Origin of the sequence: Streptomyces sp. NPDC001678, from assembly GCF_042892945.1 — a bacterium.
In the GTDB taxonomy this organism is placed as follows: Bacteria; Actinomycetota; Actinomycetes; order Streptomycetales; family Streptomycetaceae; genus Streptomyces.
This window is the reverse complement of sequence record NZ_JBIAUP010000013.1, coordinates 85,586-100,399: the sequence shown is the minus strand read 5'-3', so window position 1 is coordinate 100,399 and position 14,814 is coordinate 85,586. Positions and strand designations below refer to the sequence as shown.

The window sequence follows — 14,814 nt, the reverse complement described above, 5'->3', positions numbered from 1 at the left end:
ACGATCGGAACCCCATGACCGACGACACGTTCCTCGACCACACCGCCGACCGGCTCGCCACCCTGCCCTCCGTACGCGCCGTCGCGCTCGGCGGCTCGCGCGCCCAGGGCACCGGGACCCCGGACAGCGACTGGGACCTGGCCCTGTACTACCGGGGTGCCTTCGACCCGGCCGACCTGCGTGCCCTCGCCCGCGCCCAAGGGTGGGACGGCGAGGTGTCCGGCGTCGGCGACTGGGGCGGCGGTGTCTTCAACGGAGGAGCCTGGCTCAGCGTCGACGGCCGGCGCGTCGACGTCCACTACCGCGATCTCGACGTGGTGGAACACGAACTGGCCGAGTCACGGCAGGGCCGTTTCCACTGGGAGCCGTTGATGTTCCACCTCGCGGGCATCCCCAGCTACCTCGTGGTCGCCGAACTCGCCCTCAACCGCGTGCTGCGCGGTTCGCTGCCCCGGCCCGGGTACCCGGCGGCGCTGCGCGAGGCCGCCCCACGGGTGTGGCGCGACCGGGCGGCCATGACGCTCCGGTACGCCAGGGCCGCGTGCGTCCCGCGCGGGCAGGTCACGGAGGCCGCGGGCGCGGTGGCCACCGCCGCCATGGAGACGGCGCACGCGGTGCTGGCGGCACGCGGCGAGTGGGTCACCAACGAGAAGCGTCTCCTCCAGCGGGCGGGGCTGCGCGGCGTCGACGCGATCGTCGCGGGGCTGCGGCCGGATCCCGGGGCCTTGACGGCGGCGCTGGCCGAGGCGGAGGCGCTGTTCGAGAAGGCCGTCTGAGATCCGGCGCCGAGCTCACGGCACCGTCAGGGTCTCCGGCCCGCTGATCAGCTCGACGCCTGTGCGCGAGGCGCACTCCAGTGGGCTCGCCGAGAGCTGGATGCCGGGCGAGAGGACGGAGCGGCCCTTGTACCTGCCCGCGATCACCTTGCCGGGGGCGGGGGCGACGGTCTGGCCCGCCACCGCCACGGTGTCCGGCATCCCGTAGACGACCTTGCTGTGCTCGCCGGTGTTCCAGGTGATGTCCTCGACGGCGGAGGCGTTGTTCGACAGGCAGCCGACGAGGCCGCTGCCCTGGATGACGGACGTGCCCCATCGCAAGGCGGGGTCCGTGCCGGTACAGCTGTAGTGGGCGGCGCCCCGGACATGGGTGGGCCTGGCCTCCAACGTCATGCCGGGAGAGAAGCGGAGGGCCTGGGTACCCGCGCATACGACGAGGGCGCCACCGCCTCCGCCTCTCCCCTGCGCCGACGCGGGAAGCCCCGCCAAACCCGCCACCAACGCCGCGGACGCGGACGCACACGCCAGCTTCCTGCCCCAGGACCACACCATGCCCAGCCCCTCCCCAATCGGAACCACTCGGTCGACAGGTCATCGTGCCGCCTGACGCACAGTCGGCGGAAGTCGCCGCCGAAGCACCCGGCACAGCGAAGGCGCGGGAGGACGGTGCCCGCGCCCCCGTGGGACACCTGACTCTGACGGGTCGTCCGGCGGAGCGTCCGTGGCCGGATGCGGATGCCTGGTGCCGTCGGCGGTGGCTCGCCCGCGCCGCTCTGGGTAGCGTCCCGGCTCACCGGCACGGAAAGGTTTGCCATGCACGAGGGACAGGCCCGGGAAACGATCCGGGAAACGAACCGGGCAAAGCCCGCCCTGCGGCCCGTCGTCTGGCGGCCTCCGCGCCGCCCCGCGCGGGCCCGGGCCAGGCACAGCCGTATTCCCCTGCCGCCCGTCCACCGCGTTCCGCTCGACGGTACGGGGCCGGAGGACGTACGGGTCGACGCCGAGGGGCGGATCCTGACGGGCGTTTCGGACGGGCGGATCCTGCGGCTGGACCCGGCCGGGCGCCGTGCGGGCGCGATCGCCGAGACGGGCGGGCGGCCGCTGGGGCTGTGCCCGCTGCCGGACGGCCGACTGCTGGTGTGCGACGCCGATCGCGGGCTGCTGCGGGTGGATCCCGCCTCCGGGCGCGTCGAGACGCTCCTCCGGGAGGCGGCGGGCCGTCCTCTCCGCGTGTGCAGCAACGCGGTCGTGGCGCCGGACGGCGCCGTGTACGTCACCGACGCCAGCGGCCGTTTCCCGCTGCGCCACTGGATGGGTGACCTGCTGGAGCACTCCGGTACCGGCCGGCTCATCCGGTACGAGCCGGGCGCGGGAACGGCGGAAGTGGTGCTCGACGGGCTCCAGTTCGCCAACGGAGTGGCCCTCGCGCCCGACGGCTCGTTCCTCGTGGTCGCCGAGACCGGCGCGTACCGGCTGACACGGCTGTGGCTCACCGGTCCCAGGGCGGGCGCGAGCGATGTCTTCGCCGACGGTCTGCCCGGTTTTCCGGACAACCTCTCCACCGGTCCCGGCGGGCTGATCTGGGTGGCCATGGCCGCTCCGCGGCAGCCGGCGCTCGATCTGCTGCACCGCACTCATCCCGTGCTGCGCCGGGCGGCATGGGCGCTGCCGGAGGTGCTCCGGCCGGGCCCGGGGGCCACCGCCTGGGCGATCGCCCTGGACTCCGCCGGCCGCCTGGTGCACGACCTGCAACGCCCCGGCAGGGACTTCCGCATGGTGACCAGTGTGTGCGAGCACGACGGCCGCCTGTATCTGGGCAGTCTGACGGAGCAGGCGGTGGGCGTCGTACCGCTCAGCCGTGGCCGCTGACCACGCAGAACAGACCGCCCTCCGGGTCGCGCAGCGTGGCCGTACGCCCGAAGTGGGTCGGGCTGGGCTCTCCGATGGCCTGCCCGCCCAGCTTCTCCGCCAGCTCCATCGCGGTGGCGACGTCGGCGACGGAGAAGAACACATGCCACCGGGGCCGCAGCCGGGGATCGACCGTTCCCTCCACCGCTCCGCCGTACAACGTCGCCACCGTCCGGTCGTCGATGTCGAGGATGACGCGGTCCTCCTCCCAGCGGACGGTGTAGGGCGGGGAAGGCCTGCGGTCCCAGTCGAAGACGCCTCCGTAGAACATCGCCGCCTCGAACGCGTCCCGGGTGCGCAGCTCCACCCATACGGCGTTTCCTCCCACGCCGGACGGCCGGAGCCGTCCGGGTTCGGCCTGGCACTCCAGCACGCCGAAGGAGGCCCCGGCCGGATCGGCCGCGAGCGCGAGGCGCCCCTCGTCGGCCGACAGCGGCCCGACGGCGACGGTGCCGCCGCGCTCCTGGACGCGGCTGACGGCGGCGTCCGCGCTCTCCGTGCCGAAGTAGGTGGTCCAGGTGACCGGGAGCTCCCATTCGTGGGCCGTCGCGTTGATGCCGGCGACCGGCGTCTCCCCCGCCAGCGCGTGGACGTAGGAGCTCCGCATGCCGGGCACCGTCTGGAACCGCCAGCCCAGCAGCGGCCCGTAGAAGTCCTTCGCCCCGTCCAGGTCCCGCGCGGCCAGGCTCACCCATGAGGGAACGCCCGGCAGACACGCGCATCTCGTGCCGGTCATGCCCGTCCGGCCCCGGCCTTCGCCCTGCCCATGATCGCCACCTCCTGGAGGCGCCCTTGTCCCTCCAGCTCACTCCCCGTCCGCGGCATCCGCAACCGGGGCCCTTATCCCGTATCCCGGAAGACCGTCGACGGAAATCCCTTCTCCGTATTCCGCCTATAGCTTTCCTTCACTATTGTCCATTTTGCAAACATTCCACCTGTTCGTATTTTCAGTCGCCTTAAATGCAGGTATGTTCATGTCTCCACTCGACTGAGGAGACGTTGCGGCTGTGAGTGAAGAGAAAGCTCTGAATGTCGGCCCGTCAGCCATCGAAGTGGCCTACGAGCGCTTCGGCGACCCCAAGGCACCGCCCGTGCTGCTGGTGATGGGCGGTGGAGCACAAATGATCCACTGGCCGGAGGGGTTCTGCGCCGAACTCGTCGACCGCGATGTGCAAGTGATCCGGTTCGACAACCGGGACTCCGGCCGGTCGTCGCATTTCCATGACGCGCCGTCACCGGACATCCAGGCCGCGATGGCCGGGGACTACTCGTCGGCTTCCTACACCCTGTCGGACATGGCGGCCGACGCCGTAGGGCTCCTCGACGTCCTCGGCCTCGACAGCGCCCATGTCGTCGGCGCGTCCCTGGGCGGCATGATCGCCCAGATGATCGCCATCGAGCACCCGGACCGGATCCGTTCGCTGACCTCGATGATGTCCACCACCGGCGACCGGGCCGTGGGCCAGCCCGACTTCACGGTCCTGGGCGGGCTGGGGGCGCCGCCCGACGACCGTCAGTCCTTCATCGGCTGGCAGGTCCGGGCCATGAGGGCGATCGGGTCCCCCGGGTACAAACCCGACGACGCCAAGGTGGCCGAGCGGGCCGGCCGCGCCTACGACCGGGGCCACGACCGCGTGGGCATGCTGCGCCAGGCCATCGCCGTCCTGGCCTCCGGGGACCGCACCGAGCGCCTGCGGTCGCTCCGGCTGCCCACGCTGGTGATCCACGGCGCGGAAGACGTCATGTGCGACGTCAGCGGCGGGCGGGCCACCGCCGCGGCCGTCCCCGGCGCCACGCTCGAGATCTTCGACGGCCTGGGCCACAATTTCCCCCGCGAATTGTGGCCGGTCATCGCCACTCTGATCGCCGAGCTCGTCCACCGCGCCGAGGCGGCCCCGCCCGGCGACTGACCCGTCGGCCGCCCTAACCCCTGCCGGCGGCACCGCCGTCGGCGGCGGCGAGGCGGCCGTACTCGGGCAGGGCGATGTCCCCGGCCTTGGCGAATTGCGCGGCCATCAGGTTCTTCATCGGCCAGTGGTGCATCGCGCGCATCGAGAGGTTCCGCAGCCCGATGGCCAGCGCACTGGAGGGCGCGTACCCCGAGGCGCCGCCGGGGGGCAACTGCTGGGCCTGGCTGATGTACGGGCGCATGACCTCGTCGTACTTCCGGAAGGCGATCCGGTGGTCGCCGGCGGCGGAGGCGAGTTCACCGGCCAGCACATAGGCGCCGACCAGGGCCAGACTGGTGCCCAGGCCCGTGATCGGCGTCGCGCAGTAGCCGGCGTCCCCGACGAGCGCCGCCCGGCCCCTGGACCAGTGTTCGAGACGGACCTGGCCCATGGAGTCGAGGAAGAAGTCGGGCGCGGAGCGCATCGCCTTCAGCAGCCGCGGCACCTCCCATCCGGCGCCGGCGAAACGCCGGGCGATCAGGTCCTGTTGCGCGGAGACGTCACGCCGGTCGTAGGTGAGGGGTCCCGACCGGAAACTGAGGCCCGCCTTGACCTCACCGGGGAGCCGGCCCGGGCGGGCCGAGGCGACGAGTCCGCCGGGCTCGTTGTACATCTTCATCCAGCCGTCGAGCCCCAGGTCCTCGGTGACCGTGAACCAGGCGTTGTAGACGTTCAGCGGCCGGACGCAGTCCCGCTCCGGGCCGAAGGCCAGGGCGCGGACGGCGGAGTGCAGCCCGTCCGCGCCGACGACCAGCGCGAACCGGCGCGGGGCGGCCTTCTCGAAGGTGACGGTGACCCCGTCGTCGTCCTCGTCGAGCGCGGTGACGGTGTCGTCGAAGAGGTACTCGGTGTCCGGCACGGTGGCGTCGTACAGCAGACGGGCGAGGTCGCCGCGCAGGATCTCGATCTCGGAGATGATTCCCTCACCACCGAAGCTGTCCGCCGGCATCCGGGCGGTGATACGCCCGGAGCCGTTGACGAAGGCGAATCCTCGCTGGTCGACGCTGAGCTCCCGCGCCCGGTCCATCAGGCCCATCCGCGTGATCACGGTGCGGCCCGCACCCCGCAGATCCACGGTCTGGCCGCCCGGGCGGAGTTCCGGCGCGCGCTCGACGACGGTGACGGCGAAGCCCGCGCGACGAAGCCAGTAGACCAGGGCGGCGCCGCCGATACCGGCGCCGGAGATGAGTATGTCGGTGTTTCGCATGACACTGAATGTACGGCGTACGCAGCGCACTACGCAAGGGCAATTCCCATTACGAGCAGGCACTTTGCTCACCTGGCGCACTAGTGCCCCGGCGGCTCGGGCGCGCTGCCGGGATGCTGCGCGGGCGCGACGGCTAGGATGACGCGCGTCCAGGTGCACTAGTGCGGAGGGAAAACCGGTGAACGGGCAGGCAGCGCCCCGCTATACCCGGATCGTCGCCGAACTGCGGCAGCGGATCGAGACGGGCGAGCTGGCACCGGGCGACCGGGTGCCCTCGACCCGCGAGATCACCCGGCAGTGGGGGGTCGCGATGGCGACCGCGACCAAGGTGCTCACCGAGCTCCGCCGACAGGGCCTGGTCCGTGCCGTGCCGGGTGTCGGGACGGTCGTCGAACCCGGCGTACGACCTGAGCAATCTGAGCAGTCTGAGCGACCGGAACGTGTGGAACACCCGGGCCGGCCGGCTCCCGCCCACCGGTCTCCCACCGCCGCGCGCCGCAGGAGCACCGCGGACCAGGCGCTCACGCCGGAGCGGATCGTCGGGGTGGCCATCGCGGTGGCCGACGTGGAGGGGCTGGCGGCCGCCTCGATGCGGCGGGTCGCCGCCGAGCTCGAGGTGGCGACCATGTCGCTGTACCGGCACGTGGCCGACAAGGACGCCCTGTTGCTGGAGATGATGGACTCGGTGTTCCGCCAGTGGTCGTTCCCCGAGGAGCCCCCGGAGGGCTGGCGGGAGCGGCTGGAGCTCGTCGCCCGGATGCTGTGGGAGATGTTCCGCCGCCATCCCTGGCTCGCTCCGACGCTCTCGGTCACGCGGCCGCAGATGGTCGCCGGCGCACTGCCGTTCAGCGAGTGGACGCTCATGGCCCTGGACGGGCTCGGTCTCGATCCCTCGACGGCGTTCACCGCCCATCTCACGCTGTTCAACTATGTGCGCGGCACCGCCGTCAACGTCGAGATGGAAGCGGAGGCGGAGGCGCTCAGCGGCCTGGACGCCGAGGAATGGATGGCCAGTCAGGAACCCGCGCTCCACGCGATCCTGGCCACCGACCGGTTCCCGAGGCTCCGGCACCTCGCCACGACCGGGTACGACTTCGACCTCGACGGCCTGTTCGAGTTCGGCCTGCAACGCCTCCTCGACGGCCTGGCCGTGCTCTTCGAGGAGGTGGCCCGGACCGCCGCCCCTGGGAACCCGTACGGGTGAGGTGGGGTGTGCACGGGCCGGTTCCCGGAAACGGTGCCAGTGTCCATGCCCGCGCCCAGGTTCCGGAAGGTCGCTTCATGCGTACGCGCGCCGTCGTCGCCACCATGGCACTCGCCCTCACCGGTGGTGGGTTCCTCGGAACCCCCGCCTCCGCCGCCTCCGCCGGGTCTCCGGCCCAGGAGTGGGTGGTGAACAACCCGCGCGCCGTCATCGTGCAACGGACCAGTGGGCACTGTCTGACGTCACCGGGCGGTGCCGACAGTGCCGCCGTCACCCGGGGGTGCAGCAACGCGCCGGGCCAGCGGTTCGTCCTGGAAGGAGGGGAGATCCGCAACCAGTCCAGCGATCTGTGCCTCACGGCCACCGGCCTCGACAAGCCGACGGTCATGCGTCCCTGCAACGGCTCCGCCGGTCAACGGTTCTCCGTCCAGGGCCCGGACATCCGCAGTCAGGCCAGCGGACGGTGCCTGACGGCCACGGGCCCCGACAAGCCGGTACTGCTGACCCCGTGCCGGGCTTAGGCCCTCCGCTGGAAGTCCGGTACGTCATCCGCTGGTGCGTCGTGGCTGATCGCACAGTTCCCCTCGCCCCTTCGGGCCGCTACCGGACCGCACCGGGCTTCGCCAAGGCCATCTAGCGATCGAACGTGCCGGGCACGGGCAGGGTGGCCCACCGGGAGACCGGCCAGGCGACGACGACGGCCCTGCCGATCACATGGTCCACGGGTACGAACCCACCGCCCGGCTCGTGGACATGGGCACGGGAGTCCCGTGAGTCGTCGCGGTGGTCGCCCATCACCCACAGGTGGTCCTCGGGCACCTTCACCGTGCCGACCGGCATGTCGTCGCACGGGGTGGCGCCCGGGTGGATGTACGGCTCGTCCAGGGGCTTGCCGTTGACCTTCACCGGCTCGCCGCGCTTGCACTCCACCGTATCGCCGCCGACCCCGATCACCCGCTTGATCAGGTCCTTCTCGTCCGCCGAGGGCATCAGGCCGATAAAGGTCAGTGCTTTTCGCGTCCCTCGCTGAAAGGCGTTGCTCCGCTGTGGAGGCTGGTCGGACAGCCAGCCGCCCGGGTCCCGGAAGACCACGACCTCACCCCGGTGCGGTGTCCCTCCGAACCAGGGCGTGAGCTTGTCGACCAGGACCCGGTCGTCCGTCCGGAGGGTGTTCTCCATGGAGCCGGAGGGGATGGAGAACGGCTGTACGAGGAAGGTTTTGATCACGAGTGCGAGGACGATGGCCGCGCCGATCAGGAGGGGTATCTCGCGCCATCCCGAACGCTTCTTCCGCGTACGACGGGCGTCACTCCGCCCGTCCGGCGCCGTGCTGTCCCCGTTCTCCCCGTTCTCCTCGTTCTCCCCGCTGGTCATCGCTCGCCCCTCTCCCCTTGGCCGTACCGGGGCCGTGATCGGTTCCCGGCAGTGACTCAACGAACAGAGGTTCCCGTGAGTGGTGTCCGGAGCGCGTTCGCGGTGGCGCGGGCGAAGGCTTCGGGGTTGTCCAGCATGATGTTGTGCCCGCAGTCCGGAATCGGTGTCACGGTCACCCCGGCCTCGGCGAGCGCGTCGGTGCCGGGGAGCGGACCATCCGCCTCCGGCAGCAGAAAGGTGCGCGGAATCGTGAGTTCCATGAGGATTTCTCGTATGGTGGGCACGCTCCCCCGGGTGAGGTGGACCGCGCTGCGGTGCAGCGCTTCGAGGCCGGCCAGCCGCATGGTGGACCACCAGTGCGCGCCGGCCCGGTCGCGGACCTCTCGCCAGCCGCCGGCCAGGAATTCCTCCTCCGTGTAGGCGGCGATGCCGCGGCTTCCGCCGGAGCCGGGCGTGGGCGGGATCGGGTCGAGGTTCGCGTCCACGAGGACCAGCCGGGAGACCAGGTGCGGGTGGCGGGCGGCCAGGACGACGGCGACCGAGCCGCCCATGCTGTGCGCGATCACCTCCGCGCCGCCGGCGCCCGCGGCGGTCAGCGCCTCGGCGAGCGCGTCGGCGTGCGCCTCCAGGGTGTAGTCGAAGGTGACGGGCCGATCGCTGACTCCGTGACCGAGCAGGTCGACGAGCAGGGACCGGTGACCGGCCAGCAGCGGGTGGGCCGCGACGCCCGCGAAGTAGGCGGGCGACGTGGCACCCAGGCCGTGCACATAGACACGGGTGGGTTCCCGGCCCGGCAGTTCGGCCCAGCGGATCCGGTCGCCTTCGGTCGTCACGACGGCGTCGCGCACAGTTCTCTTCCCCCGGACTCGAGTTCGATGAATCGTCAGGTGGAAGAGAGTAACGGGCATCAGGCGAGGGAGACCAAGTCCCGGTATCCCTCGTTCCACAGGTCCTCGTTCGCGTCGGGCAGGAGCAGGACGCGGTCGGGGCGCAGGGCGTCGATGGCGCCCTCGTCGTGCGTGACCATCACGATCGCGCCGGGGTACGAGCCGACGGCGGCCAGGGCCTCGTCGCGGGAGGCGGGGTCGAGGTTGTTGGTGGGCTCGTCCAGCAGCAGGACGTTGGCGCCGGAGTGGACCAGCCCGGCCAGGGCGAGGCGGGTCTTCTCACCGCCCGAGAGGACTCCGGCGGGTTTGTCGGCGTCGTCCCCGGAGGAGAGGAACGCTCCGAGGACGCGCCGTATCTCACCGTCCGTCAGGTGGGGTGCCGCGTCGGCGAGGTTCTCGCGGACGGTGCGTTCCCGGACGAGGGTGTCGTGCTCCTGGGCGAAGTAGCCGAGCCGCAGCCCGTGTCCGTGCACGACCCGCCCGCTGTCCGGGCGCTCGACTCCGGCGAGGACGCGGAGCAGGGTGGTCTTGCCCGCGCCGTTGAGGCCGAGGACGACGAGGCGGCTGCCGCGGTCGAGGGCCAGGTCGACGCCGGAGAGCACGTGGTGGTCGCCGTAGGACTTGGTCAGGCTGATCGCACCGAGGGGCATCCGTCCGCAGGGCTCCGGTTCGGGCAGGCGGATCCTGGCGACCTTCTCCGCGTGCCGGGCCGGTTCGAGGCCGGCGAGCATGCGGTCGGCCCGGCGCGCCATGCTCCTGGCCATGACGGCGGTGGCGGGTCGCGCCTTCATCTTGTCGGCCTGCGCGTGGAGGGCGGCGGCCTTGCGTTCGGCGTTGGCCCGTTCGCGTGCCCGGCGCCGCTCGTCGGCGTCCCGCTGGGTCAGGTAGGTGGTCCAGCCGGTGTTGTGGATGTCGATGGTGGCGCGTCGCGGGTCGAGGTGGAAGACGCGGTTGACGACGTCGGCGAGGAGGGAGGTGTCGTGGCTGATGATCACCAGTCCGCCCTGGTGTGTTCGGAGGAAGGCGCGCAGCCAGGCGACGGAGTCGGCGTCGAGGTGGTTGGTGGGCTCGTCCAGCAGGAGGGTGCCGTCGTGTCCGGCGAAGAGGATGCGGGCGAGTTCCACGCGGCGTCGTTGCCCGCCGGAGAGAACGCCCACGGGTTCGCCCATGACGCGGTCGGGCAGCCCGAGCCCGGCGGCGACGCGGGCGGCTTCGGCTTCGGCCGCGTATCCGCCCGCCGCCTGGAAGGCGGCCTCGGCGCGGGCGTAGCCGTTCATCGCCCGGTCCAGCGCGCCGGGGCCGGTGGCCTCGGCCATGGCGGTCTCGGCCGCGCGCAGCCGGCGCAGGGTCCGGTCGAGGCCACGGGCCGAGAGGATGCGGTCGGTGACGGTGACGGCGGGGTCGGCGGTACGGGAGTCCTGGGCCAGGAAGCCGACGGGGCCGGTGTGCGTGACGCTGCCGGCGGCGGGGCGCGCCTGTCCGGCGAGGGCGGTCATGAGGGTGGTCTTGCCCGCGCCGTTGCGGCCGACGAGGCCGACGCGGTCGCCGGGCGAGACGGTGAAGGAAACGCCGGACAGCAGGAGGCGCGCGCCCGCGCGCAGGTCGGCATCACGAACGGTAATCATGGAATGACGCTCCGAAAAAGCAAAAGGACACACTTCTGGCGTGGAAGCGGGTCCTCAGCTAGGAAATTCGGGGCGTAGACATGGGGTCACCGTAACCGGCCGCCCATGACCGGCGCATCCGGTTTTCTCAGCGCGCGCCGGGGGTGGCACCCCGTACACGCCACAGAGGTGGCCGGTGCCGTCCGGGTGCGACGGTGCCGGCCACCTCTGCTCGGGTGGGGGGACGTGCTGGGCCGTGACCTTGGGAAAGGTCAGGGCTGCTTACTTGTTGATGAGCGCGTTGCCGTGGGAGCTGTTGAGGACTCCGACGACCGAGATGACGTTGCCACCGACGTTCGGGGAGACGCGGGGCGCGACCTGGGCGACGTTCCCGGCGGCGACGCCCGGGGACTTGGAGGCGGTGCCGTGCGCCTGGTCGGCGGTAGCGGCGGTGGCGCCGGCGCCGATCGCGGCGGCGGCCATCACGGTGACGGCGGCGGCGTTGCGGATGCTCATGTGCTCTCTCCTTGATGTGTGGGGGAGGCAGTGCAAAAGCTCTGGCAAGAGAGAGTCTTGCGTATGAAAAACCGCTGACGCGACAGATGGCGATATGTTCATCCGCTCTGATGATCACACGCTCGCCCTTGACCCCTTGTGGGTGTCCCTAGCCCTCAACGACGACACATATCAGGGGAGTTGAGCCACTGGAGCCAGGCTCCTCGCCCAGTCCCGCAGGTCGGGTGCGGTCAGGCCGGTGCCCAGCCAGTCGTGATCGAGGTCCGTTCCCGGGAGGGACGGCACGACCGCGACATAGAGCCCGGCGGCACGCGCCGCGGCGATGCCCGTCGCCGAGTCCTCGAAGGCGACGGAACGCGCGGGAGCCGCGCCGAGTGCCGCGCACGCCGTGAGGTAGAGCTCCGGCGCGGGCTTGGGGTGACGCACCTCGTCGGCGGCGAACGAGTGGGTGAAGCACTCGGCGAGGCCGGCCGATCCCAGTGCCGCGTCCAGCAGTTCCCGGGGGCTGTTGCTGGCCACGGCGACGGGGACGGCCGCCCGGCAGGCACGCACCAGTTCCGCCGCCCCGGGGAGCGCCGCAGCACCCTGGGCGAGCTCCTTGCGGACCCTGCGCAGGAGTTCGTCGGCGATCTCGGCGCCGGCGCCTGGACGCCCGAAGTACCCGGCCATGGCCTCGCCGGCGGCTTCCAGGGTGCGGCCGATGACCAGCGCCTTCTGTTCGGGACCGAAGGGGTGGCCGTGCGCCGCGAAGACGGCCGTCTCCGCGACGGTCCAGCAGGGCTCGGTGTCGACCAGCAGGCCGTCGCAGTCGAAGACCACCGCCTCGACGCCGGTGGGGAGCGAACGCATGCGGCTGTCCTTTCGCTTGGGCTCGAACACAAGCGATCACCCTAGGCACAGGGCCATGAAACATCCACGCTTCTGCCCGAAATCGGGCAGGAAACCGGCGGATGGAGGGCGCCTGGCGGCGTTCATCCACTTGGACGCCTCCGGGAGCCGACTCGGCGCGGAGGCTGTCCACTGTGAGGAAGAGCGTTCCGGCCGGATGGAGGGACTTCCCGTGGCCAAGGACAAGGACAAGGACGACAAGCGTCAGCAGCTCTCCGACGACGCCAGGTTCTTCCTGAGCGGATTGCCGAGAGCGGACCGTGAGAAGGCGCTGCGCGAGAGGACCCCCAAGCAGCTCGACGAGGCCGGCAAGGAGGTGCGCAGCGCCCTCACGGAGGAGCAGTAGCCCCGGTGCGTGTCAGACGCGGTCGGCGGCGATGAGCAGGTAGTGGAAGCTGCCTTCCTTGTACGCGGTGAGGAACGCCTCCTCGATGCCCGTGGCCACCTCCGACTTCGCGCGCAGCTCCCAGTACGGGATGGTCGCGGGGGTGAGGTCCACGACGTTGATCGGCGTCAGGCCGTTCGCGGCCAGGGCCTTGAAGTACGTGCTGCGCGGGTGGATGTTGCAGGTGTAGTGCTCGTCGATGCGGCTGACCGCCTTGGAGCGCAGGCCCTTGACGTCGTTGGAGCAGCCGGTGATGCACACGTACCGGCCGCCGAACTCCAGGAGCCGGGAGAACTCGCCGAACAGCTCGAAGAGGTCCACGTACATGGTGGTCTCGTTGGTCCAGATCGCCCGGCGGGAGGCGGTCGCGAAGCCGGTGTCGAGCATGTTGCGGAAGTGGAACTTCACGCTGTCGTCGATACCGCGCTTGCGCGCCTGCTCGTTGGCGAAGCCGACCTGGTACTCCGAGATCGACACGCCGTCCACCGCGCAGCCGAAGCGCTGATGGGCCATGACGCTGGTGCCGCCGCGGCCGGAACCGCCGTCCAGGAGGCGGTCCTGCGGGGTGACGGTACCGAGGTGGTCGAGGAGGACGTCGGCCTGGGCGGTCTCCAGGCGGTGCATCTCCTCGATGATCCGCTGCTCCCGGGTCTCCGCGGGCCCCTCCAGGACCGAGGGGTCGTAGTCGCCGAGCCCGTAGTGGTGGTGGTAGAGGTCGTCGACCTCGCCCAGGCGCAGGTTGACCGGGTCCTGCTGGTTGGTGTTCCAGTACGCGGCCACCGCCTTCTGGAACTCGGTGCGCAGGACTGCGGGGGCGGAGGGCGTGGTGGTCAACTCGTGTTCTCCTTAAGGGTTTGTGAATGGCGATGTACGGCCTTGCGGCTCGCCGCCTACGACGTGCCGTAGCGCGCGGTGCCCGCGTGCCAGGCCTTGTTGCCGCCGAGCCAGGCCCAGACGCCGGCCAGGAAGCGGCGCAGGGCCGGGGAGCCGGTGAGGCTGAGGGCGGCCGCCTCCCTCTCGAAGGAGCGCACGAGCTCGTCGTGGATCGCGGCGCTCCGCTCGATGGCCTCCCGGAGCGAGCACTTCTCCTCCGCGACGATGGCCGCGGGCAGGTTGAAGTTCAGGCCGGTGGCGTCCTTCTCCTTGGCCATCGAATAGAGGTCGTTGACGAGCGTGCTGGCCGTGCCCGCCATGGTGACGGCGCGGCGCACGCGCGGTTCGGCGTACTCGGCGGCGGACAGCGGGTGTCCGTCCATCACGTCGACGAGTGCGATGCAGGGCAGGAAGCTGTTGAAGCGGCGGTGGGTGAGGTATTCCCACACCGCGGGCATCTTGCCCGTGCTGCGCCAGGAGCCCTCCTGCCCGTACCCGACGAACAGTCCGCCGATCTCCTGGCGGACCCGGGCCAGCTGGCCGGGGTCGGCGTAGCGCGCGAGGTGTGCGAAGGCGGAGCGGAGGGCGGCGCGGACGGGGTCCGCGCGCAGGGCCGCGTCGAGTTCCGAGGCGTGGGGCTCGGGGAGGTGGGCGGGGTCGACGGCCGCGAGGGCGTTCCCGAGGTGGGCGCCGAGGTGGGCCGGGGAGGAGCCCATGGTCTCGTCGTCGCAGTAGTAGTCGTCTGTGGCCCATTCGGCGAGCGCGCACCGGGCGGCCGCGAGCAGCCGGTCCGGGTCGTCGGTCTGGGGGTGGACGAGCATCGTCATGCGCCCGAGGTCGGTGCTCCGGACGCGGTCGAGCCGATCCGGGTAGATGCCGGTCTCCTCGGCCCAGGCGATGAGCCGGTCGTTGACCTCCTCGCCGAGGGCCCGGTCGTCGCGGAGCGGCGGCGGGCAGTAGAGCTCGGGGACGAGGGCGCCGGACGTGCCGGGCGCCCCGGTCGGCGTCCCGGCGGCGGGCCGGGTGGCCGGGATCCGGAGGCCGGAGGTGCCGAGGCCGGTCGGCCCGGTGGGCACGGTACGGCCCGCCTCCACCGCGCGCCGCCGGGCGTCGCCGTGTGCGGCGCGGGCGCCGGGCACGAGGGGGGCCGTCCCGCTCCGGTGGGACAGCAGTGTGGCCACCAGCCTCGCCACGTCGTGGCTGGCCGAGGGTGCGGACATGCGGGACAGCAGCGACACCGGTT

At 71.6% G+C, this 14,814-nt stretch carries 16 protein-coding genes; 6 read left to right on the top strand and 10 right to left on the bottom strand.

Annotated elements, in window-relative coordinates:
• The first annotated feature begins 14 nt into the window (after positions 1-14).
• On the top strand, positions 15-776 hold the full coding sequence (locus ACFYZR_RS25135) for a nucleotidyltransferase domain-containing protein (protein WP_391913953.1): 762 nt from the start codon (positions 15-17) through the stop codon (positions 774-776).
• Between the two features lie 15 nt (positions 777-791).
• Here ACFYZR_RS25135 and ACFYZR_RS25130 read toward each other — a convergent pair whose 3' ends face one another.
• Positions 792-1,169, bottom strand: coding sequence for a hypothetical protein (locus tag ACFYZR_RS25130; protein ID WP_391913951.1), 378 nt, complete (start codon positions 1,167-1,169; stop codon positions 792-794).
• Between the two features lie 420 nt (positions 1,170-1,589).
• Between ACFYZR_RS25130 and ACFYZR_RS25125 the strand changes: the two genes are divergently transcribed.
• A complete protein-coding gene (locus ACFYZR_RS25125; protein WP_391913949.1) occupies positions 1,590-2,645 on the top strand; it encodes an SMP-30/gluconolactonase/LRE family protein in 1,056 nt (351 codons plus the stop codon).
• Here ACFYZR_RS25125 and ACFYZR_RS25120 read toward each other — a convergent pair.
• Positions 2,629-3,420, bottom strand: coding sequence for a VOC family protein (locus ACFYZR_RS25120; RefSeq protein ID WP_391913947.1), 792 nt, complete (start codon positions 3,418-3,420; stop codon positions 2,629-2,631). The genes ACFYZR_RS25125 and ACFYZR_RS25120 overlap by 17 nt on opposite strands.
• A 271-nt stretch (positions 3,421-3,691) precedes the next feature.
• Between ACFYZR_RS25120 and ACFYZR_RS25115 the strand changes: the two genes are divergently transcribed.
• Positions 3,692-4,594: an alpha/beta fold hydrolase gene (locus ACFYZR_RS25115; protein ID WP_391913945.1), complete on the top strand. Its 903-nt coding sequence runs from the start codon at positions 3,692-3,694 to the stop codon at positions 4,592-4,594.
• 13 nt (positions 4,595-4,607) lie between these two features.
• Here the strand turns inward: ACFYZR_RS25115 and ACFYZR_RS25110 are convergent, their stop codons facing one another.
• Positions 4,608-5,840: an FAD-dependent monooxygenase gene (locus tag ACFYZR_RS25110; protein WP_391913943.1), complete on the bottom strand. Its 1,233-nt coding sequence runs from the start codon at positions 5,838-5,840 to the stop codon at positions 4,608-4,610.
• Between the two features lie 178 nt (positions 5,841-6,018).
• On the opposite strand from ACFYZR_RS25110, the gene ACFYZR_RS25105 reads away from it, so the two are divergent.
• The gene (locus ACFYZR_RS25105) at positions 6,019-7,044 is read left to right on the top strand and encodes a TetR/AcrR family transcriptional regulator C-terminal domain-containing protein (RefSeq protein WP_391913941.1); all 1,026 of its coding nucleotides are present in this window, start codon (positions 6,019-6,021) and stop codon (positions 7,042-7,044) included.
• Between the two features lie 77 nt (positions 7,045-7,121).
• Entirely contained in the window at positions 7,122-7,565 is a 444-nt protein-coding gene (locus tag ACFYZR_RS25100; RefSeq protein WP_391913940.1) for an RICIN domain-containing protein, read from the top strand.
• A gap of 112 nt (positions 7,566-7,677) precedes the next feature.
• On the opposite strand, the gene lepB is transcribed toward ACFYZR_RS25100, so the two are convergent.
• The 5 genes from lepB to ACFYZR_RS25075 form a co-directional block, all read right to left on the bottom strand.
• Entirely contained in the window at positions 7,678-8,418 is a 741-nt protein-coding gene (lepB, locus tag ACFYZR_RS25095; protein ID WP_391913937.1) for a signal peptidase I, read from the bottom strand.
• Positions 8,419-8,474: 56 nt separating this feature from the next.
• Positions 8,475-9,266, bottom strand: coding sequence for an alpha/beta fold hydrolase (locus tag ACFYZR_RS25090; protein WP_391913935.1), 792 nt, complete (start codon positions 9,264-9,266; stop codon positions 8,475-8,477).
• Between the two features lie 59 nt (positions 9,267-9,325).
• A complete protein-coding gene (locus ACFYZR_RS25085; RefSeq protein ID WP_391913933.1) occupies positions 9,326-10,930 on the bottom strand; it encodes an ABC-F family ATP-binding cassette domain-containing protein in 1,605 nt (534 codons plus the stop codon).
• A 261-nt stretch (positions 10,931-11,191) separates the two neighbouring features.
• Positions 11,192-11,425 (bottom strand): chaplin family protein, encoded by a 234-nt coding sequence (locus ACFYZR_RS25080; RefSeq protein ID WP_391913931.1) that lies wholly within the window; start codon positions 11,423-11,425, stop codon positions 11,192-11,194.
• A 171-nt stretch (positions 11,426-11,596) separates the two neighbouring features.
• Complete coding sequence (locus ACFYZR_RS25075) at positions 11,597-12,274, bottom strand: HAD family hydrolase (protein ID WP_391913930.1); 678 nt, start codon at positions 12,272-12,274, stop codon at positions 11,597-11,599.
• 211 nt (positions 12,275-12,485) lie between these two features.
• On the opposite strand from ACFYZR_RS25075, the gene ACFYZR_RS25070 reads away from it, so the two are divergent.
• The gene (locus ACFYZR_RS25070; RefSeq protein ID WP_391913928.1) at positions 12,486-12,659 is read left to right on the top strand and encodes a hypothetical protein; all 174 of its coding nucleotides are present in this window, start codon (positions 12,486-12,488) and stop codon (positions 12,657-12,659) included.
• A 12-nt stretch (positions 12,660-12,671) separates the two neighbouring features.
• On the opposite strand, the gene ACFYZR_RS25065 is transcribed toward ACFYZR_RS25070, so the two are convergent.
• Both ACFYZR_RS25065 and ACFYZR_RS25060 read right to left on the bottom strand, forming a co-directional pair.
• Positions 12,672-13,532 (bottom strand): geranyl diphosphate 2-C-methyltransferase, encoded by an 861-nt coding sequence (locus tag ACFYZR_RS25065; RefSeq protein WP_391913926.1) that lies wholly within the window; start codon positions 13,530-13,532, stop codon positions 12,672-12,674.
• Positions 13,533-13,588: 56 nt separating this feature from the next.
• Positions 13,589-14,809 (bottom strand): family 2 encapsulin nanocompartment cargo protein terpene cyclase, encoded by a 1,221-nt coding sequence (locus tag ACFYZR_RS25060; RefSeq protein ID WP_391913924.1) that lies wholly within the window; start codon positions 14,807-14,809, stop codon positions 13,589-13,591.
• Between the last annotated feature and the right edge of the window lie 5 nt (positions 14,810-14,814).